The sequence below is a fragment of the Amycolatopsis solani genome, from assembly GCF_033441515.1.
GTDB classification, from domain to species: Bacteria; Actinomycetota; Actinomycetes; order Mycobacteriales; family Pseudonocardiaceae; genus Amycolatopsis; species Amycolatopsis solani.
Map to the genome: position 1 here is coordinate 828,960 of NZ_JAWQJT010000002.1, position 19,699 is coordinate 848,658.

At 72.8% G+C, this 19,699-nt stretch carries 18 protein-coding genes; 12 read left to right on the plus strand and 6 right to left on the minus strand.

Translation table 11 applies throughout. From position 1 onward, the window contains the following. Positions 1 to 33: 33 nt before the first annotated feature. Entirely contained in the window at positions 34 to 1,389 is a 1,356-nt protein-coding gene (locus tag SD460_RS24445) for a tetratricopeptide repeat-containing protein (protein ID WP_290058929.1), read from the minus strand. Positions 1,390 to 1,516: 127 nt separating this feature from the next. Between SD460_RS24445 and SD460_RS24450 the strand changes: the two genes are divergently transcribed. Together SD460_RS24450 and mshC are read left to right on the plus strand one after the other, a co-directional pair. Beyond that, positions 1,517 to 2,278: a MerR family transcriptional regulator gene (locus tag SD460_RS24450; protein WP_290058930.1), complete on the plus strand. Its 762-nt coding sequence runs from the start codon at positions 1,517 to 1,519 to the stop codon at positions 2,276 to 2,278. 67 nt (positions 2,279 to 2,345) lie between these two features. Beyond that, on the plus strand, positions 2,346 to 3,584 hold the full coding sequence (mshC, locus tag SD460_RS24455; RefSeq protein ID WP_290058931.1) for a cysteine--1-D-myo-inosityl 2-amino-2-deoxy-alpha-D-glucopyranoside ligase: 1,239 nt from the start codon (positions 2,346 to 2,348) through the stop codon (positions 3,582 to 3,584). Positions 3,585 to 3,640: 56 nt separating this feature from the next. Here mshC and SD460_RS24460 read toward each other — a convergent pair whose 3' ends face one another. Both SD460_RS24460 and SD460_RS24465 read right to left on the minus strand, forming a co-directional pair. Beyond that, on the minus strand, positions 3,641 to 5,275 hold the full coding sequence (locus SD460_RS24460) for an ABC-F family ATP-binding cassette domain-containing protein (RefSeq protein WP_290058932.1): 1,635 nt from the start codon (positions 5,273 to 5,275) through the stop codon (positions 3,641 to 3,643). A 157-nt stretch (positions 5,276 to 5,432) separates the two neighbouring features. Further along, on the minus strand, positions 5,433 to 5,909 hold the full coding sequence (locus SD460_RS24465; protein ID WP_160697748.1) for a MarR family winged helix-turn-helix transcriptional regulator: 477 nt from the start codon (positions 5,907 to 5,909) through the stop codon (positions 5,433 to 5,435). Positions 5,910 to 6,057: 148 nt separating this feature from the next. Here SD460_RS24465 and SD460_RS24470 point away from each other — a divergent pair, with 148 nt between their 5' ends. The 3 genes from SD460_RS24470 to SD460_RS24480 are packed head-to-tail and all read left to right on the plus strand — an operon-like array spanning position 6,058 to position 8,701. Next, positions 6,058 to 6,645: an ArsR/SmtB family transcription factor gene (locus tag SD460_RS24470; protein WP_290058934.1), complete on the plus strand. Its 588-nt coding sequence runs from the start codon at positions 6,058 to 6,060 to the stop codon at positions 6,643 to 6,645. Beyond that, positions 6,642 to 7,904, plus strand: a complete 1,263-nt coding sequence (locus SD460_RS24475; protein ID WP_318306784.1) for an MFS transporter — start codon at positions 6,642 to 6,644, stop codon at positions 7,902 to 7,904. Before SD460_RS24470 ends, SD460_RS24475 begins: the two co-directional genes overlap by 4 nt. Further along, positions 7,868 to 8,701, plus strand: coding sequence for a metallophosphoesterase family protein (locus tag SD460_RS24480; RefSeq protein ID WP_290058936.1), 834 nt, complete (start codon positions 7,868 to 7,870; stop codon positions 8,699 to 8,701). Before SD460_RS24475 ends, SD460_RS24480 begins: the two co-directional genes overlap by 37 nt. 45 nt (positions 8,702 to 8,746) lie before the next feature. Here SD460_RS24480 and SD460_RS24485 read toward each other — a convergent pair whose 3' ends face one another. Continuing rightward, the gene (locus SD460_RS24485; protein ID WP_290058937.1) at positions 8,747 to 9,292 is read right to left on the minus strand and encodes a CGNR zinc finger domain-containing protein; all 546 of its coding nucleotides are present in this window, start codon (positions 9,290 to 9,292) and stop codon (positions 8,747 to 8,749) included. Between the two features lie 38 nt (positions 9,293 to 9,330). Between SD460_RS24485 and SD460_RS24490 the strand changes: the two genes are divergently transcribed. Beyond that, on the plus strand, positions 9,331 to 10,272 hold the full coding sequence (locus SD460_RS24490) for a phosphotriesterase family protein (RefSeq protein ID WP_290058938.1): 942 nt from the start codon (positions 9,331 to 9,333) through the stop codon (positions 10,270 to 10,272). A 3-nt stretch (positions 10,273 to 10,275) separates the two neighbouring features. Here the strand turns inward: SD460_RS24490 and SD460_RS24495 are convergent, their stop codons facing one another. Further along, a complete protein-coding gene (locus SD460_RS24495; RefSeq protein ID WP_290058939.1) occupies positions 10,276 to 11,181 on the minus strand; it encodes a PAC2 family protein in 906 nt (301 codons plus the stop codon). A gap of 38 nt (positions 11,182 to 11,219) precedes the next feature. On the opposite strand from SD460_RS24495, the gene metH reads away from it, so the two are divergent. The 6 genes from metH to hisG all read left to right on the plus strand — a co-directional run bounded on the left by metH (position 11,220) and on the right by hisG (position 18,706). Then, on the plus strand, positions 11,220 to 14,774 hold the full coding sequence (gene metH / locus SD460_RS24500; RefSeq protein WP_318306785.1) for a methionine synthase: 3,555 nt from the start codon (positions 11,220 to 11,222) through the stop codon (positions 14,772 to 14,774). 12 nt (positions 14,775 to 14,786) lie between these two features. After that, positions 14,787 to 15,449 carry an HAD family hydrolase gene (locus tag SD460_RS24505; RefSeq protein ID WP_290058941.1) on the plus strand — a complete coding sequence of 221 codons (663 nt, stop codon included), beginning with the start codon at positions 14,787 to 14,789 and terminating at the stop codon, positions 15,447 to 15,449. A 56-nt stretch (positions 15,450 to 15,505) separates the two neighbouring features. Beyond that, on the plus strand, positions 15,506 to 16,966 hold the full coding sequence (locus SD460_RS24510; RefSeq protein ID WP_318306786.1) for an AlkA N-terminal domain-containing protein: 1,461 nt from the start codon (positions 15,506 to 15,508) through the stop codon (positions 16,964 to 16,966). Positions 16,967 to 16,974: 8 nt separating this feature from the next. After that, a complete protein-coding gene (locus SD460_RS24515; protein ID WP_290062642.1) occupies positions 16,975 to 17,460 on the plus strand; it encodes a methylated-DNA--[protein]-cysteine S-methyltransferase in 486 nt (161 codons plus the stop codon). Positions 17,461 to 17,563: 103 nt separating this feature from the next. Next, positions 17,564 to 17,827, plus strand: coding sequence for a phosphoribosyl-ATP diphosphatase (locus SD460_RS24520; RefSeq protein WP_086681128.1), 264 nt, complete (start codon positions 17,564 to 17,566; stop codon positions 17,825 to 17,827). 33 nt (positions 17,828 to 17,860) lie between these two features. Further along, positions 17,861 to 18,706 (plus strand): ATP phosphoribosyltransferase, encoded by an 846-nt coding sequence (hisG, locus tag SD460_RS24525; RefSeq protein WP_290062643.1) that lies wholly within the window; start codon positions 17,861 to 17,863, stop codon positions 18,704 to 18,706. Between the two features lie 40 nt (positions 18,707 to 18,746). Here hisG and SD460_RS24530 read toward each other — a convergent pair whose 3' ends face one another. Further along, on the minus strand, positions 18,747 to 19,685 hold the full coding sequence (locus SD460_RS24530) for a ParA family protein (protein ID WP_290062644.1): 939 nt from the start codon (positions 19,683 to 19,685) through the stop codon (positions 18,747 to 18,749). Positions 19,686 to 19,699: the final 14 nt, after the last annotated feature.

The window sequence follows — 19,699 nt, forward strand, 5'->3', positions numbered from 1 at the left end:
GTCTCACGCACCCAAGGCCGCCTTGGGGCGCGGCTACCCGCGCCGGTGGCGTCCCCGGCCCGCCCGGGCCCTCGGCTCCTCGCCCGCCCGTCGCAACGACCGGGCGGCGAAGGCCGTGTCCGCGTGTCCCGCCGGCAAGTAAGCCTCGTGGTCGGCCAGCACCTCCAGAGCCAGCGCGCGAGCCTGCGTGTGCGCGCCGTCGGCCACCAGCAGGTCGACCGACCGCCGCCGCAACCTCAGTACCGGGCCGAGCCGCGGTAGGGCCTCCGCCGACGGCAACGCCCGGAAGTGCCGCCACAGCGCGGCCGCGTGGACGGTCAGCTCCGCGGTGTCCTCCGCCGCCAGCACGGCGAACGCCCGGTCCAGCACGACAGCCAAGCGCTCCTCCGCGTGCAGCCGGCCGAGGATCGTGCGCCGGGTCAAGCGGTGCATCGACACGATCTCGCCGCCGGTGTCGAACTCCGCGAGGGACGCCGCCGCGAGGCCCGCCAGTGCCGCGTCCACCGCCACCGGGTCCGGGCCCACGCCGTGCACCAACGTCCGTCGCACGCCCGGTGCGCCGAGCACCGCGAGGAGTTCGGCGACGGCCTCGGCGCGGCCGTCCCGGGCCGCCACCGTGCGCACCGCCGCGAGCGTCGTGTCCTCGACGCAGGGCGAGTGGTCTTCGCCCGGGTCGCGCTCCAGCGGTGGCGTGCGCGGCAGGCGGTCGAGGTACTCCTCGACGCCCGAACTCCGGATCACCCCACCCGCCTGGGCGAGCGCCAACGGCAAGCCACCGAGCTCGCGGGCGACGTCGGCCGGGGCCGCGTCCCGGCCCGAGCGCGCACGGAGGAAGCCGACCGCTTCGGGCTCGTCGAACGGGGGCACCGGGAGGGTGGCGCCGAGGACCTCGAAGTCCGGCACCGTCGTCGTCACGAGGACGCGGGCGCGGGCGGGCAGCCAGCGGTTGAGCGCGTCCGGGTCGGTCGCGCCGTCGAAGACGACGAGAGCGCTTTCGAGGCCGTCGAGCCACGCGAGGCCTTCTCGTGCCGCCGCTTCGGCTTCGGCCGGGGCCGGACCGCGGTGGCGGGCCAGTTCCGCGAAGACGCGGGCCGGGGTCGCGGGGTCTTCGGCCGCGATCCAGACCACCGGCGAACGGCCGGCCCGGACGTACGCCGCGGCGAGGTGGGTCTTGCCGGCTCCGCCGCGGCCGAGCAGGACGCAGAACCGGCCGTCGCGGAACGTCTCGTCGATCTTCGCCAGCAGTGTGGTGCGGGCCACGGCGGCGAGCGGCTCGGCGGGAACGGCGCCCGACACGAACCGGGGACGCGGGCGGCGCAGCCGCAGCACGACCGCCGTGACCAGCGCGATCACGACGATCGCACCGCCGACGACGATCCCGGTGCCCATCCGGCCAGGCTAACCGCGCGCGCCGCGCGACGGCGGTTGAGGAAGGGTGATGCTTGACCCTCACGTCACGTCAGGCAGCACCGTGGTCGTCGCAAGGGCCGAACGGCCACCGAAGAGGAGGGGACCGATGGAGCACCCGGTGGGCAAGGTCGCCGCACTGGCCGGGATCACCGTCCGGACGCTGCACCACTACGACGCGATCGGCCTGCTCAGCCCGAGCGGGCGGACCGCGGCCGGGTACCGCAGCTACGCCGACGAGGACCTCGACCGGCTGCAGCGGATCCTGTTCTACCGCGAGCTCGGCTTTCCCCTCGAGACGATCGCGACCCTCGTCGACGACCCGGGCATCGACGCCGACGCGCACCTGAAGAAGCAGCGGGAGCTGCTGGTGGCGCGGATGGGCGAGCTCGGGCGGATGGTCGCGGCCGTCGACCGCGTGATGGAGGCGAGAGCCATGGGCAGCGCGTTGACGCCCGAGGAGAAGTTCGAAGTGTTCGGCGAGTACCGCGAACCGGACGGTTACGCGGAGGAAGCCGCCCGCCGCTGGGGCCACACCCCCGAGTGGCAGGCGGCACCCGTGCCGTCGAAGGCGGACCTGATCGCCGGTGAGGCGGCCCGGCGGGAGTGGGTGGCGCGGCTCGGCGCCCTCCTGGACGCGGGCGCCTCGCCGGACAGCCCCGAAGCCGGGGAGCTGGCCGAAGCACACCGGGAGATGCTTTCCCGCGCGATGGGAGGGTGCTCCTACGAGACGCAGCGGCGGATCGCCGTGTTGTACGCCACCGAGCCCGCCCAGCTGGAGTTCCTGGTCCGGCCCGGCGAGCAGCGGCCCGGCGTGGGCGAGTTCGTCCGCGACGCCGTCGAAGCGAACGCGGCCCGCCGGGAGGAATGACTCCGCCACGTGGGGGAGGAGTCCCACCGGGCGGGAGGGTGCTCGGGGCAGCGCTTACAGTCGAGGTATGCAGACTTGGTCATCGGTCGACGTGCCCCGCATCCCCGGCACCCCCCGCCCGCTGCGGCTCCACGACACGGCCACCGGGCAGATCCGCCCGACCGCGCCCGGCGCCACCGCCCGCATGTACGTCTGCGGCATCACGCCCTACGACGCGACGCATCTGGGGCACGCCGCGACGTACCTCGCTTTCGACCTGGTGAACCGCGTGTGGCGCGACAACGGCCACGACGTCCACTACGTGCAGAACGTGACGGACATCGACGAGCCGCTGCTCGAGCGGGCCGAGCGCGACAAGGACGACTGGGTCGTGCTGGGCATGCGCGAGACGGCGCTGTTCCGCGAGGACATGACCGCGCTGCGGGTGGTCCCGCCGCGGCAGTTCGTCGGCGCCGTCGAGAGCATCCCGGAGATCGTCGAGGTCATCGCCAAGCTGCTGGCCAACGGCGCCGCGTACCGCGCGGACGACGCCGAGTTCCCGGACATCTACTTCGACCACAGCGCGACCGGCAAGTTCGGCTACGAGTCGAACTACGACGAGCCGACCATGGCGAAGTTCTTCGCCGAGCGCGGCGGCGACCCCGACCGGCCCGGCAAGCGCCACCCGCTCGACGCGCTGCTCTGGCGCGTGGCCCGCGAAGGCGAGCCGTCGTGGGAATCCGAGCTGGGCCCGGGCCGCCCCGGCTGGCACATCGAGTGCAGCGCGATCGCGGTCAACCGGCTGGGCCTCGGCTTCGACCTGCAGGGCGGCGGGTCCGACCTGATCTTCCCGCACCACGAGTACAGCGCGGCGCACGCCGAAGCCGTGGCCAAGGACGGCCAGTTCGCCCGCCACTACGTGCACGCGGGGATGATCGGCCTCGACGGCGAGAAGATGTCGAAGTCCCGCGGCAACCTGGTGTTCGTCTCGCGGCTGCGCGCCGACCAGGTCGACCCGGGCGCGATCCGGCTGGCCCTGTTCGCCGGTCACTACCGCGCCGACCGCCCCTGGACGGACTCGCTCCTGGCCGAAGCCGAGACGCGGCTGGCGCGCTGGCGCGAAGCCGTTTCGCTGGCGACGGGGCCGTCCGCCGAGGACACGATCGTCCGGCTGCGCGACCACCTCTCCGACGACCTCGACACGCCGAAGGCCCTCTCCGCGATCGACGCGTGGGCGACTGAAGCCCTCCGCCGCGACGGCACCGACCCCACGGCCCCGGACCTGATCCGTACCGCCGTCGACGGCCTCCTCGGCATCGCCCTCTGAGACCCGCTCAGGGCGGAACTTTCGTTACGAAAGTTCCGCCCTGAGCGTATAACGACCTATACGGCGGCGGTGGGGTGGCCGTCGATCAGGGCCAGGTGGTCGCCGGACCAGTCGCGGCGCAGCCAGCGGTCGTGAGAGGCGATGACGACCGCGCCCGGCGCCGTCTCCAGCGCCGCGAACAGTTCTTCCGCCAGTGTCAGCGAAATGTGGTTCGTCGGCTCGTCGAGCAGGAGCACGTCCGGCGGTTCGGCGAGCAGGATCGCCAGCGCCAGCCGGCGCCGCTGGCCGACCGACAGCGCCCCGACCGGCTGCCGGAGGTCCCGGGACGCCAGCAGGCCGAGCCGGCTCAGCGGGGGAGCGTCCTCGCCGAGGGTGTCCCGGTACACCCGGGCCGCGGTCCGCTCCGGCGAAGCGAAAGCGACGTCCTGCTCCAGCATCCCGACCCGCACGCCGTGTCCGAAGTGGACCGTCCCGGCGGCGGGGGCCAGCCGGCCGGCCAGTACCGAGAGCAGGGTCGACTTCCCGGCGCCGTTCCCGCCAGTGATGAGCAGCCGAGCCGAACCTTCGACGTCCAGCCGCGGCAGCCGGAGCCGGCCCGGGACTTCCAGCGCGCGAACCGAAATCGCCGGTCCTTCGCCGGCGGCCCGTCCGGTGAGCTCGGCCCGGAACCGCAGCGGCGCCGGGGGTTTGCGCACCTGGTCGCGTTCGAGGTTCTCCAGCCGCTGCTCGGCGTCGCGCACCCGCCGCGAGATCGTCTTCTGGACGCGCGCGCCCTTGAAGTGGTGGATGAACTTGTCGTTGTCCCGCGGGCCGCGGCCGTAGGCGACGTTGCGCGCGGTGACCGCGACGGTCTCCCGCAGCTCCTTCAGTTCCTCCTGTTCTTCGGCGAAGCGCTGCTCCCACCGCGCCCGCTCCGCCTTCTTGTGACCGAGGTAGTCGGAGTAGCTGCCGCCGTAGCGGACCGCGCCGCCGGCTTGGCGGTCCGCCGCGGCCGGGTCGAGGTCGACGATGTCGGTGCAGACGGCGTCGAGGAACACCCGGTCGTGCGACGACAGCACGACGATCCCGGTCAGCTCGGCGAGGTGGTGTTCGAGGAACGCCATCGCGGCGTCGTCGAGGTGGTTGGTCGGCTCGTCCAGCAGGAGCGTCTCCGGCTGCCGGATGAGCAGCGCGGCCAGCCCGAGGCGCGAGCGCTGCCCGCCGGACAGCGTGCCGAGCCGCCGGTCCGGCTCGACGCCGCCGAGGCCCAGCCCGTCGCAGACGAGCTTCGCGCGCCGGTCGGCGTCCCAGAGGTCGTGGGCCTGGGCCCACTCCAGGACCCGCCCGTACTCCTCGAGCACGGCCGCGTCGTCGGGCCGGTCGGTCATCGCCGCCGTCAGCTCGTCGAGGCGGGCCGCGGCGGCCCGGATCTCGGCGAGGGCGTGGTCGAGCACGTCCGCGAAGGTCGCGTCCATGGCGAACGGCAGTTCCTGCAGCAGGAACCCGACGTCCGGGCCGCGGAGCACCTCGCCGGAGCGCGGTTCTTCGAGCCCGGCGAGCAGGCGCAGCAGGGTGGACTTGCCGGTGCCGTTCTCGCCGACCAGGCCGAGCCGCTGCCCGGCCGACGCGGTCAGCGAGACGCCGTCGAGCACCACGCGGGTGCCGTAGCCGAAGACGACGTCCTTGGCCTGCAAGGGAAAGAGGGTTGACATCACGCATCACCGGGCCCGGATGAGAAAAGCGGAAATCCCGCCGGGCGTCGTGGCACGCGGGAGCGTCAGGCTCGACCGGGTGCCGCCTCGGAAGCGGGATGGGCGCGGTTCAGTTCTTCATAGTGGAGCCAGGTTAACGCAACGACAGTAGAGTTAGTCAACGGGTTATGGCCTGCGTCACATCCGGGAGGTCGACGGTCGACCGTTCGGCGGCCGCGGTGCCGTCGGTGAGGAACTCCAGCAACGCGGTCAGCTGGCGGCGATCGAAGCGCGCGAGCCGCTCGCCGACGAACCGGGCCATCGGCGCGTAGAGCTCGGCCAGCTCGGCCATCCGGTCGGGCAGCGGCCGGACGACGAGCCGGCGCCGGTCGGCGGGGTCGGGCGCGCGCTCGGCCAGCCGGTGCAGCGCCATCCGGTCGAGCAGGCGGGTGAACGCGCCCGTCGACATCCCGAGCAGCCCGGCGAGCTCGGTCGGGGAGTCGCTGACGCCGCCGTGGAGCAGGTGCAGGCAGTGCAGCTCGGTGGGGGTGACGCCCATCCGCTCGGCGACCGCGGCGTGGAAGAGCGCGGTCGAGCCGACGAAGCGGGGGAGGGCGAGAGCGGCGGCGGTGGCGAGTTCGCGCTGGTCGGGCAACGTCCATCCAAGGTTCTGTCACGGCGCAGTCACTGCCCGGTGCAGCTGCTGCGCGGCGAACGATAGCGCAGCCGGTTGACAAACCCGCAGGCGGGACCAAGTATGAAAGAAGTCTTTCGAAACAGTTCTTTCAGAATAGGAGTGCCCGATGGCCGAGCTGCCGCCGCGCAAGCGGATCGAGGACGTCGAGCTGTTGCGCGCGCTGGCGCACCCGCTGCGGTCGGCGCTGCTGAACCACCTGACCGCCGTCGGCCCGCGCACCGCGAGCGAGTGCGCGGAGGCGGTCGGCTCGACGGCGTCCAACTGCAGCTGGCACCTCCGGCAGCTCGCGCAGTACGGCCTCGTCGAGCGGGCCGACGCCGAAGACGGCCGGGAACGCCCGTGGCGAGCCCGTCAGGTCGGGCTCGAAATGGGGGAGCTGGCCGACGACCCGGCGCACCGCGCGGCCCAGCTCGGCGTGATCGGCGCGACGCTGAGCCACGAGCAGGAGCTGACCCAGCGGTACCTGGACTCCCTCGACGACCTCGACCCGGCCTGGCGCGCCGCGACCGGGATGTCGGCCTACGCGCTGCGCGTCACGCCCGCCGAGCTGACCCGGCTGACCGAGGCGATCGACGTGCTCGTCCGGCCCTACGTCGGCGCGATCCGGACCGACGCGCCGGACGGCGCGGGGTCGGTGCACCTCGGCTTGCGCGCGTTCCCGCGCATCGAGCACTCGGGGAAGGCGGAGGCGTGAGGCAGCTGCTGGGGGTGCCCGCGTTCGCGCGGCTGTGGGTGGCGGCGTTCTTCGGCGAGACCGCTGAATGGATGCTGCAGGTGGCGTTGCCGGTCTACGTCTTCGAGCGCACCGGCTCCGCCGCGACGACGGCGCTGAGCATCGTGCTCGGCCTGCTGCCCGCGGTGCTGCTGAGCCCGGTCGCCGGCGTCGTCGCCGACCGGTGGAACCGCCGCGCGGTGCTGTTCGGCGTCTGCTGCGGGCTCGCCGTCGTGGCGCTCCCGCTGCTGGCCGAGCCCGGCGTCGGCGTGGTCTACGCGGTGATGGCCGCCCAGGCGGCGCTGGCGTCGGTGTTCGAGCCGGCGCGCAACGCCCTCGTCCCGGAGCTGGTCGGCGTCGCCGACGTGACCGGCGCCAACGGGCTGATGAGCGTGAACGGCAGCGTCGCCCGGCTCGCCGGCGGCTGGGCGGGCGGCGCTCTGCTGGGCTTCGGCGGGCTCGCCGACGTCGTCACCGGCTACCTCGCCGTGCTCGTGGTGGCGGCGGCGCTGCTGGCCAAGCCGTTCCGGCGGGTCGCGGCGCCCGCGCCCGCCGCCGCGCGCGAACCCGTCGTGCGGGCCTGGCTCGACGGACTGCGCGAACTGACGCGCAACCGGCGGCTGTGGCGGACCGGGCTAGCGCTGGTGTGCACGTCGGTGGCGCAGGGCATGTTCCTGGTGCTGTTCGTGGTGTACGTCCTGGACGTGCTCGGCGGCAGCGAGGCCGACGCCGGCCTGCTGCGGGGCGTGCAGGCGATCGGCGGGCTGGCCGCCGGGTTCGCGCTGGCCACCGTGGCGCGGCGGGTGGCGCCCACGGCGTTGCTCGGGTGGGGCTCGCTGCTGCTGGGCGTGCTGTCCGCGGTGATCTGGAACCTCTCGCTGGTCACGACCGCGCTGGGCCTTTACGTCGGGCTGTTCGTCCTCGTCGGCGCGCCGGGTGTGGCCGTCGGCGCCGGGGTGCTTTCGGAGATCCAGAGCGCGGTCGCGCCGGACCGGGCCGGCCGGGTGCTGAGCACGATGTTCGCCGCGGTGGCCACCTTCACCACGGTGGGCGCGCTGCTGGCGGGCACCCTCGTCGCGGTGACCGGGCCCGCGGTGCTGCTGAACGTCCAGGCCGGCGTCTACGTGCTCGCCGGTGTGCTCATGCTGGCCCGGATTCGCAGGTTTCGCGAAGTCCCCAGGAGCGCGGTGGCTACGGTGGAGGGGTGCCACACCTCTTCGCCACCAGCGACCTCCACGTGACCCACGAGGGCAACGGCCCGATCCTCGACTCCGTCGTCCCCGAGACGGCGGACGACTGGCTGCTCGTCGCGGGTGACGTCGCCGAGCGCGCGGAAGCCACCATCGGGACGCTGAAGACGCTGCGCGAGCGGTTCGCGAAGGTCGTCTGGGTGCCGGGCAACCACGAGCTGTGGACGACGAACAACGACCCGTGCCAGCTGCGCGGCCAGGCCCGCTACGAGTACCTCGTCGAGCAGTGCCGCGAGATCGGCGTCCTGACGCCCGAGGACGAGTACCCCGTCTGGGAGCACGGGGCGAAACCGCTGACCATCGCGCCGCTGTTCCTGCTCTACGACTACAGCTGGCGGACCCCCGAAGCGGAGGGCAAGTCCCTGGAGGAGGCCCTGCGCCAGGCGCGGGAGGCCGGCGTCGTCTGCACCGATGAGTACTTCCTGCACCCGGACCCGTACCCGAGCCGGCAGGCGTGGTGCGCGGACCGGCTGAAGATCAGCACCGAACGCCTCGACGCGATCCCCGAGGACCACGGCACGATCCTGATGTCGCACTGGCCGCTGCACCGCCACCCGACGGCGCCGCTGTACTGGCCGGAGTTCGCGCTGTGGTGCGGGTCCACGAAGACCGAGGACTGGCACGTCCGGTACCGCGCGGAGATCGCGGTGTACGGCCACCTGCACATCCCGCGCACGACGGAGGCCGACGGCGTCCGCTTCGAAGAGGTGTCGCTGGGTTATCCGCGGGAGTGGCGCAAGCGCACGCGGGGCGCGGTGCCGATGCGCCGCATCCTCTGGCCCTCCTGACCCCCGGCCCCGGCGGAGCTTTCACGTGAAAGCTCCGCCGGGGCTTCAGGGTTCGGTACGACGCCGTTCTCGGAGCGCGCGGACCCGGCCCCGGCTCGCGCACGCCGGGGACGGGCACCAGCGCCGCCGGCCGCCCGGATCGGCGAAGACTCCCCGGCAGTCCTGCTCCGGGCAGGCGCGCAGGTCGTGGCGCAGGGGACCGGTGAGCCAGTCCGCCGCCTGGTGGGCCAGCCGGGCGAAGGCGGCGGCCGCGGTCGGCGAGGCACTGCGGTGCAGCCGGTCGAGCGCGGCCAGGTGCACCGGCTCCGCCTTCAAGAACCGCGTCAGCGCCCGTACCTGGTCCGCGCTGGGTGGAACGCCGTCGACCGCGCCCAAGGCGAGTGGCCGCAGCACTTCACGCAACTCGTGGGCGGTGGTCAAGTCGAACTCGGTCACCGCCGCCAGTGGCGTCAGCTCCGACGCGGCCAGCCAGTCGCGCAGCCGCTCCGCGGTCGGGAGGCGCTCGACCGGCTGCGGCCCGAAGTGGCGGCCGCGGGTGGCGAGCAGGTTCAGCCACGGTGCGCCCATGTCGAGGCGGAAGTCTTCCGGCACCTCGCCATCGTAACGGGTGAACCGTTACACTCGGGCAGGTGACTGGGGAACCCAAGGTGCGCACGCTGCTCGGCGACATCGATCCGGCTCAGCTCGGCGTGACCGACTCGCACGACCACGTTTTCTTCGCCTCGAAACTGCTCCCGGGCGAGGAACTCGACAGCACGGAAGCGGCCATGGAGCAGCTGATCGGGTTCCGGGCCGCCGGCGGGGCGAGCGTGGTGCAGTGGACGCCGTTCGGCCTCGGCCGCCGGACCCGGGAGCTCGCGCAGTTCTCGCGGGAGACCGGGGTGCACGTGGTCGCGGCGACCGGCCTGCACCGGGCGGCGCACTACTCGCCGGCGTTCGTCCACCGCGTGCTCGACGACCTGGTCCGGCTCTTCGTCGCCGACCTCGTCGAGGGCACCGGGGCCGCCGACCTGCCGGAAGACCTGCGGATGCGGCAGCACCGCGCGGGGCTGATCAAGGTCGCGGGCGCGTTCCACACGATCGACGAGCACGCCCGGACGACGCTGACCGCGGCCGCGGTGGCGCACGAAGAAACCGGGGCGCCGATCGCCGTCCACCTCGAACACGGCACCGCCGGGCTCGAGATCGCCGAGCTGCTCTGCGGCACCCACGGCGTGCCCGCCGACCGGGTGATCCTCGGGCACCTGAACCGCCACCCGGACCCGCGGATCCAGCGCGAAATCGCCGAAACCGGCGTCTTCCTGGCGTTCGACGGGCCGTCACTGGCGAACCGCGCGACCGACTGGCGGCTCGCGGACGGCCTCGAGGCCCTGGTGGACGCCGGCCACGGCGGTCAGCTGCTGCTGGGCGGCGACACGACGACCGCCACCGCCCGGCGCGAACCGGGCGGCCTCCCGTACCTGCTCACGACGCTGGCCCCGCGCCTGGCGAAGGCTCTCGGCGGCGACGTCGTCACGGCCATGCTGGTGGCGAACCCGGCCCGGGCGTTCGCCACCAGCTGGCGGAAGTAGCCCTCAGCGGAGGCCGAAGCCTTCCTGTCCGCCGCCTCGGCCGCGGCGGCGCAGGTAGCGCTCGAACTCCGCGGCGATCTTGTCGCCGCTGACGTCCTCGACCGCGACCTCGCTCTGCGCGTCCCCGCGCTCCTCGAGGCCCCGGACGTACTCGCTGATCTCTTCGTCCTCGTCGGCCATCTCGCTGACCGTGCGCTGCCACTCCTCGGCCTGCTCCGGCAGCGCGCCGAGCGGGATCTCGACGTCGAGGATGTCCTCCAGCTTGTGCAGCAGCGCCAGCGTGGCCTTCGGGGACGGCGGGTGCGAAACGTAGTGCGGCACCGCGGCCCAGATCGACACGGCCGGGATGCCCGCCTGCACGCAGTAGTCCTGCAGGATCCCGACGATGCCGGTCGGGCCCTGGTAGTTGTTCAGGTCGAGCCCGTACAGCGACGCGGTGTCCTTGTCGTACGCCGTCCCGGTGACCGGGACCGGCCGCGTGTGCGCGGTGTCGGCGAGCAGCGCGCCGAGCGTCACGACGGTCGCGACGTCGAGCTGCTTGATGTGCTCCAGCAGCTCCGCGCAGAACGCGCGCCAGCGCATGTTCGGCTCGGGTCCCTGGACGAGCACCACGTCGCGGTCGAACCCGTCGGGGCGGCACACCGACAGCGTTGTCGTCGGCCAGTCCACCCGTCGAGTGACGCCGTCCACCATCCGGACGGTCGGGCGGCTGACCTGGAAGTCGTAGTAGTCGTCGGGCTCCAGTTCGGCCAGGGGCGTGGCGTCCCAGTTCAGCTGCAGGTGCTCGACCGCCCGGCTGGCCGCGTCACCTGCGTCGTTCCAGCCTTCGAAGGCGACGACCATCACTGGCCGGGTGGGTTCGGGGCGGTCGCCGGGCGGCCGCGGGGTCTCGTCGACGGGCTCACTCACCAACCCAGCCTACGACCACCGGCCTTACCCTGTTCAGCATGTCCGACCGGGTGTCGTCGCCGTTCCTCGAAGCCCTCGGCTCACGCGTCCTCGTGGCCGACGGCGCGATGGGCACTGCGCTGCAGGCCCACGACCTGAGCCTGGACGACTTCGCCGGGCTGGAAGGCTGCAACGAGATCCTGAACGTCACCCGGCCGGACGTCGTCCGGTCCGTGCACCGCGGCTACCTCGAAGCGGGGGCGGACGCGGTCGAGACCAACACTTTCGGGGCCAATTTCGCCAACTTCGCCGAATACGACATCACCGGCCGGATCTTCGAGCTGGCCGAGGCCGGAGCCCGGCTGGCGCGGGAGACCGCGGACGAGTACGCGACGCCGGACCGCCCGCGGTTCGTGCTCGGCTCGGTCGGCCCCGGCACGAAGCTCCCGACGCTGGGCCACGCGCCGTTCACCACGCTGCGTGACGCCTACCGGGAGGAGGTCCGCGGCCTGCTGGCCGGCGGGGCGGACGCGGTGATCGTCGAGACCACCCAGGACATCCTCCAGACGAAGGCGTCGATCATCGGCGCCAAGCGGGCGATGGCCGCCGAGGGCAGGCACGTGCCGATCCTCGCGTCGATCACCGTCGAAACGACCGGCACCATGCTGCTCGGCACCGAGGTCGGCGCCGCGCTGGCCGCGCTGGAGCCGCTCGGGATCGACGTCATCGGGCTGAACTGCGCGACCGGCCCGGCCGAGATGAGCGAGCACCTGCGCCAGCTGGCCAAGCACGCCCGGGTGCCGCTGTCGGTGATGCCGAACGCCGGCCTGCCGGAGCTCGGCCCGGACGGCGCCGTCTACCCGCTCGGGCCGGAAGCCCTGGTCGAGGCCCTCACCGGCTTCGTCCGGGAATTCGGCGTCGGCCTGGTCGGCGGCTGCTGCGGGACGACCGACGAGCACATCCGGCAGCTCGCCGCCGCCGTCGCGGGCACCGCGCCGGTGGCCCGGCGGCCGCGGCCCGAGCCCGGCGTGTCCTCGCTCTACCAGGCGGTGCCGTTCAAGCAGGACGCCAGCGTGCTGATGATCGGCGAGCGGACCAACGCCAACGGCTCGAAGGCGTTCCGGACCGCGATGCTCGAGGGCCGCTGGGACGACTGCGTGGAGATCGCCCGCGAACAGACCCGCGACGGCGCCCACCTGCTCGACCTCTGCGTCGACTACGTCGGGCGCGACGGCACCGCGGACATGGCCGAGCTGGCCGGCCGGCTCGCCACCGCGTCGACGCTGCCGATCATGCTCGACTCCACCGAGGTCGCCGTCCTGGAAGCCGGGCTGCGGCGGCTCGGCGGCCGCTGCGCGGTCAACTCCGTCAACTACGAGGACGGCGACGGCCCGCAATCGCGGTTCACGCAGGTCATGGAGCTGGTGAGCGAGTACGGCGCGGCGGTCGTCGCCCTCACCATCGACGAGGAGGGCCAGGCGCGCACCGCGGCCAAGAAGGCCGACATCGCGACCCGGCTGATCGAGGACATCACCGGGAACTGGGGGCTGCGGACGTCCGACATCATCGTCGACGCGCTCACCTTCACCATCGCCACCGGCCAGGAGGAGTCGCGCCGCGACGGGGCCGAGACGATCGAGGCGATCCGCGAGATCAAGCGCCGTCACCCCGAGGTCCAGACCACGCTCGGGCTGTCCAACATCTCCTTCGGGCTCAACCCGGCCGCGCGGCAGGTGCTGAACTCGGTGTTCCTGCACGAGTGCGTCCAAGCCGGCCTGGACACCGCGATCGTGCACGCGTCGAAGATCCTGCCGATGGCGCGGATCCCGGACGACCGGCGCGCGGTCGCCCTCGACCTGATCTACGACCGGCGCCGCGAAGGCTACGACCCGCTCCAGGAGCTGATGGCCCTGTTCGAGGGGGTCAGCGCGGCGTCGTCGAAGGCGTCGCGGGCCGAAGAGCTGGCGGCGCTGCCGTTGTTCGAACGCCTGGAACGCCGGATCGTCGACGGCGAACGCAATGGCCTCACCGACGACCTCGACGCGGCGCTGGAGCAGCGGCCCGCACTGGAGATCATCAACGACACGCTGCTGTCCGGCATGAAGACCGTCGGCGAGCTGTTCGGGTCCGGGCAGATGCAGCTGCCGTTCGTGCTGCAGTCCGCCGAGGTGATGAAGGCCGCGGTGGCGCACCTCGAGCCGCACATGGAGACCGGCGACGACACCGGCAAGGGCCGGATCGTGCTGGCCACCGTCCGCGGCGACGTGCACGACATCGGCAAGAACCTCGTCGACATCATCCTGTCCAACAACGGCTACGAGGTCGTCAACCTCGGCATCAAGCAGCCGATCACCACCATCCTGGACGCCGCCGAGGAGCAGGGCGCCGACGCGATCGGGATGTCCGGGCTGCTGGTGAAGTCCACCGTGATCATGAAGGAGAACCTCCAGGAGATGAACTCCCGGGGCGTCTCCGCGCGCTGGCCGGTGCTGCTCGGCGGCGCCGCGCTCACCCGGTCCTACGTGGAAAACGACCTCACGGAGCTCTACCTCGGCGACGTCCGCTACGCGCGGGACGCGTTCGAGGGCCTGCGGCTGATGGACGCGATCATGGCCGCCAAGCGCGGGGAATCGCCCCTGGTGGACGCCGACGCCGAGCGGAAGCGCCTGGAGCGCCGGGAACGCCGGGAACGGTCGCTGCGGATCGCCGAGGCGCGCAAGGCCCGCAAGGCCGGGGAGGAAGCTCTCGAAGGTCCGCCGCCGTCCCGCTCCGACGTCGCCACCGACGTGCCGCTGCCGACCCCGCCGTTCTGGGGTTCGCGCGTGGTCAAGGGCGTCGCGCTCGCCGACTACGCGGCCATGCTCGACGAGCGCGCGACCTTCATGGGGCAGTGGGGCCTCAAGGGGGCCCGCGGCGGGGCCGGGCCGACGTACGACGAGCTGGTCGAGTCCGCAGGCCGGCCGCGGCTGCGGTACTGGCTCGACCGGCTGACCGCCGACGGGATCCTGGCCCACGCGGCCGTCGTCTACGGCTACTTCCCCTGCGTCGCCGAGGGCGACGACCTGGTCGTGCTCACCGAGCCGGAGCCCGGCGCGCCGGAGCGGGTGCGCTTCACCTTCCCGCGCCAGCGCCGCGACCGGCGGCTCTGCCTGGCCGACTTCTACCGGCCGCGGGAGTCGGGCGAGGTCGACGTCGTGCCGTTCACGATCGTGACGATGGGCCAGCCGATCGCGGACTACGCGAACGAGCTGTTCGCCGCCGACGCCTACCGCGACTACCTCGAGGTGCACGGCCTCGGCGTCCAGCTCACCGAGGCGCTCGCCGAGTACTGGCACTGCCGGATCCGGGGCGAGCTGGTGCTGCCCGGCGGTGTGGCGGTCGCCTCACAGGACCCGGACGACGTCGAGGACTTCTTCAAGCTCGGCTACCGTGGAGCGAGGTTCTCCCTGGGCTATGGCGCCTGTCCCGATCTCGAGGACCGGGCGAAGATCGTCGCGCTCCTCGAGCCGGGCCGCATCGGCGTCAAGCTGTCCGAGGAGTACCAGCTGCACCCCGAGCAGTCGACCGACGCGATCGTCTGCCACCACCCGGAAGCGAAGTACTTCAACACCTGAGGAGAATCCACTGTGGACGGAATCGCGGCCGTGCTGTGGGACATGGACGGCACTCTGGTCGATTCCGAGAAGCTGTGGGACGTCGCACTCTACGAGACGGCGGAAGCCTTGGGCGGCAAGCTCTCCGAGGAACAGCGGATGACGCTCGTCGGGTCCAACATGGACGACACCGCCCGGTACCTGCTCGAGGTCGTCGGCCGTGCCGTGACCCCGGAGGCGGTCGCGGCCACCGGCGACCAGATCCGCCGCCGCACGGCCGGGCTGTTCGACGACGCGCTGCCGTGGCGCCCGGGTGCCCGCGAAGCACTGGCCGCGGTGCGCGCGGCCGGGTTGCGGTCGGCGCTGGTCACCTCGACCGAGCGCGACTTGACCGAGCTGGCGCTCAACACGATCGGCCGCGACTTCTTCGACGTCACGGTGTGCGGCGACGAGGTCGACGGCTGCAACAAGCCGCACCCGCGCCCGTACCTGAAGGCCGTGGAGCTGCTCGGCGTCGACCCGGCGGCGTGCGTCGCCGTCGAGGACTCCCCGCCGGGCACGGCGTCCGCGGTCGCGGCGGGCTGCACGGTCCTGGTCATCCCGAACGACGTTCCGGTCGAGGCGGGGGAGCGGCGCGTCTTCCGCGACACGCTCGTGGGCGTCGACGTGGCGGCGCTGGCGGCTCTGCTGGGCTGAACGCCCATGTCGCTTTTCCGCTAGCCCGGGTGCTCCCGGTCCGCGATGCTGAAGCGGTGCATGAGGATTTCGAACGGTGCGTACGCATCGTGCAGGCGAAGGACGCCCGGTTCGACGGGTGGTTCTACTGCGCGGTGCTGACGACCCGGATCTACTGCCGGCCCAGCTGCCCGGTCGTGCCGCCGAAGCGGCCGAACATGAGCTTCTACCCGAGCGCGGCGGCCGCGCAGCAGGCCGGCTTTCGCGCCTGCAAGCGCTGCCGCCCCGACGCCAGCCCGGGCTCGCCGCTGTGGAACGAGCGCGCCGACCTGGTCGCGCGGGCGATGCGGCTGATCGCCGACGGCGTCGTGGACACCGAAGGCGTCCGCGGGCTTGCCGCGCGGCTCGGCTACAGCGTCCGGCAGGTCGAGCGCCAGGTGTTCGCCGAGCTCGGCGCCGGCCCGCTGGCGCTGGCGCGGGCCCAGCGCGCGCAGACCGCGCGGATCCTCATCGAGACGACCGCGCTGCCGATGACCGAGCTGGCGCAGGCCGCCGGGTTCGGCAGCATCCGGACGTTCAACGACACCGTGCGCGAGGTGTTCGCCCTCTCGCCGACCGAACTGCGGCAGCGCGCGAAGGTCAAGCCGGCCGCCGCCGGGGCGCTCGTGCTGCGGCTGCCGTACCGGAAGCCGCTGTGCCCCGACAACCTGTTCGGGCACCTCGTGGCGACCGGCGTCCCGGGCGTGGAGGAGTGGCGGGACGGCGCCTACCGCCGGACGCTGCGGCTGCCGCACGGCCCCGGCGTCGTGGCGCTGCGGCCGGAGGACGGCCACATCGCCTGCCGCCTCAGCCTGGCCGACCTGCGGGACCTGCCCGCGGCGACCAGCCGGTGCCGCCGCCTCCTGGACCTCGACGCCGACCCGGTCGCCGTCGACGACCAGCTCGCCACCGACCCGCTGCTCGCGCCCCTGGTCGCGGCCGCGCCGGGGCGCCGGGTCCCGCGCACGGTCGACGGCGCCGAGTTCGCCGTCCGGGCCGTGCTGGGCCAGCAGGTCTCGACGGCGGCGGCCCGCACCCACGCGGCCCGGCTGGTCGTCGCGCACGGCGAGCCGGTCGAGGACCCCGAAGGCGGCCTGACCCACCTGTTCCCTTCGCCGGAAGCACTGTCCTCGCTGGATCCGGAGACGCTGGCCATGCCGCGCAGCCGCCGCCGCACGCTGCTCGCACTGGTCGCGGCGCTGACCGACGGCCTCGACCTCGGCGCGGGCAGCGACTGGGACGCGACCCGGGCGGCGCTGACCGCGTTGCCGGGCTTCGGGCCGTGGACGGTCGAGAGCATCGCGATGCGGGCGCTGGGCGACCCGGACGCCTTCCTGCCCACCGATCTCGGGATCAAGTACGCGGCGGAGACCCTGGGCCTCGGTGGCCAGGCCGCCGTCGTCGCCCGGTCCGCGGCGTGGCGCCCCTGGCGCGCCTACGCCACCCAGCACCTGTGGGCCACCGGTGACCACGCGATCAACCGGATGCCCGCCGCCTAGGAGGTCCCATGCGTTCCCACTCGGTCATCGACAGTCCGTGCGGCCCGCTGACGCTGGTCGCCGAGGACGACGCGCTCTGCGGCCTGTACATGGTCCGGCAGCGCCACCGCCCGGACGAGCTGACGTTCGGCCCGGCCGACCCCGGCGCGGACATCTTCGCCCGCGCCGAAACCGAGCTGAAGGAGTACTTCGCCGGTCAGCGCGAACGGTTCGAGCTGCCGCTCGCCTTCGCCGGCACGCCGTTCCAGCGGTCGGTCTGGGCCCGGCTGCGCGAGATCCCGTACGGCACGACGATCTCCTACGGCGAGCTGGCCGACCGGCTCGGCAACCCCCTTGCGTCCCGCGCGGTCGGGCTGGCGAACGGCAAGAACCCGATCGGGATCATCGTCCCGTGCCACCGGGTGGTCGGCTCGACCGGTTCCCTCACCGGCTACGGCGGTGGCCTGGAGTGCAAGCGGTACCTGCTCGACTTCGAGCGGGGCGCGTTGTTCTGATCCCAGCTCTTGGGAGGCGGCGTCCACTCTCGTGTGAGATGGGCTGCACCCGCGGCGGGGCGGGGCGGCGCGCGCGGGGCCGGGGTGGAAGGATCTGCAGATCGTGAAGACCTTCGATGAGCTGTTCGCGGAGCTTGCCGAGCGCGCGCGTACCCGTCCCGACGGGTCCGGCACCGTCGTCGCCCTGGACGCCGGGGTGCACGCCCAGGGCAAGAAAGTGCTCGAGGAAGCCGGCGAGGTGTGGATCGCCGCCGAGCACGAGTCCGACGACCGCCTCGCCGAGGAGATCTCCCAGCTGCTGTACCGGGTGCAGGTGCTGATGCTCGGCCGCGGTCTGTCGACCGAGGACGTCTACCGCTACCTGTGACCGGGTCGCTCGAATCACGAGGAGAGAAGCGAAATGCTGCGTGTTGCCGTGCCGAACAAGGGAGCCCTCGCCGCCGCGGCGACGGAGATGCTCGGCGAAGCGGGCTACCGCAAGCGGCATGAGCAGCGCGACCTGACCGTGCTCGACCCGGTGAACGAGGTCGAGTTCTTCTTCCTGCGGCCCAAGGACATCGCGATCTACGTCGGCTCCGGCGATCTCGACCTCGGCATCACCGGCCGCGACCTCGCGCTCGACTCCGGCGCCCCGGTCGAGGAGATCCAGGCGCTCGGTTTCGGCGGTTCGACGTTCCGCTACGCCGCCCCGGCCGGCCAGGACTGGAAGCCGGCGGACCTGCACGGCAAGCGGCTCGCGACGTCGTACCCGCGGCTGGTCCGCGACGACCTCGCCCGCCACGGCGTCGAGGCCGACGTGATCCGCCTCGACGGCGCGGTGGAGATCTCGATCCAGCTCGGCGTCGCGGACGCGATCGCCGACGTCGTCGAGTCCGGGCGTTCGTTGCGCCAGAACAACCTGGTGGCCTTCGGCGACCCGATCTGCGTCTCCGAAGCGGTGCTGCTGCAACGTGCGGGTACCGGGGAGAGCCGGGCCAAGTCGCAGCTCGCGGCGCGGCTGCGCGGGGTCGTGTTCGCGCAGCAGTACCTGATGCTGGACTACGACTGCCCGCGCACGCTCGTCGAGCGGGCGATCGCCATCACGCCGGGTCTCGAGTCGCCGACGGTGGCCCCGCTGGCCGACGAAGACTGGGTCGCCGTGCGCGCGATGGTGTCGCGCAAGGACGTCAACCGCGTCATGGACGAGCTGGCCGAGGTGGGCGCCAAGGCGATCCTGGCGTCCGACATCCGCTCCTGCCGCCTCTGACCTCGTGAGTGTTTAGGCGGGTTAGAACCCGCCTAAACACTCACGAGCGCGGCCGGTTGGGCTTCTTCGGCAGCAGGTCGTAGAGGCCCTTGCGGACGCCGTTGTCGTTGACGTTGCGCGCTACCGCGACCTCGGAGATGAAGTCCTCGAAGACGAACTCCTCGTCGGCGGGCACGACGGCCGGGGCCTGGTTCTGCTCCAGGTAGCCGTCGAGGGTGCCCGCGATCTCGCGGAACGACAGCGCCTGCAACGTCTCCGGGGCGTAGGTCGTCACCGGGACGCCGTGCGCGGCCGCTTCGTTCATCACCACGCCGAGCGGCAGGTGCGACAGCATGGGGATGCCGAACTCGTACATCTCCTGCAGCGCCGCGGCCGCGTAGTGCGAGATCGGCCGCCGGTACAGGCTCGGCACCAGCCCGAACCACGACAGCGGCTGCCGCCCCACGGTCTGCTCGACGTACCGGACCTGGTCGGCCAGCAGCCGCAGCGCGCGGATGCTCGTCTTGTCCGGCTGCACCGGCACCAGGATGCCGTGCGACGCCGCCAGCGCGTTGTTCGTCAGCACGTCGAGCGCCGGCGGGCAGTCGATGACGCAGTGGTCGTAGTTGGCGAACTGGATGACCCGCGCGAGCTGCCAGCCGGGTACGCGGAACGAGTCGAGCCGCCGGATCAGGTCGAACATCCCCGGTGACGTCGGCACGACGTCGAGCGCGCCGCCGCGGCCGAGGTTGCTGCGCGGGTGCGGGACGACGAGCTCCTCGACCGGGCCCTTCCACGTCTTGGCCAGCGCCTTCGCCAGGGTCGGCGCGTCCCCGCGGACCTCGGACAGGCCGAGCATCTCGGTCGTCGCATGGCCCTGCGGGTCGAGGTCGATAAGCAGCACCCGCCGGCCCCGCTCGGCCAGCGCGGCCGCGGTGCCGACGCTCAGAGAGGTCTTGCCGACCCCGCCTTTCTGGTTGACCACCGAGGTGATCTGCATGCCGGAGCGCTCCT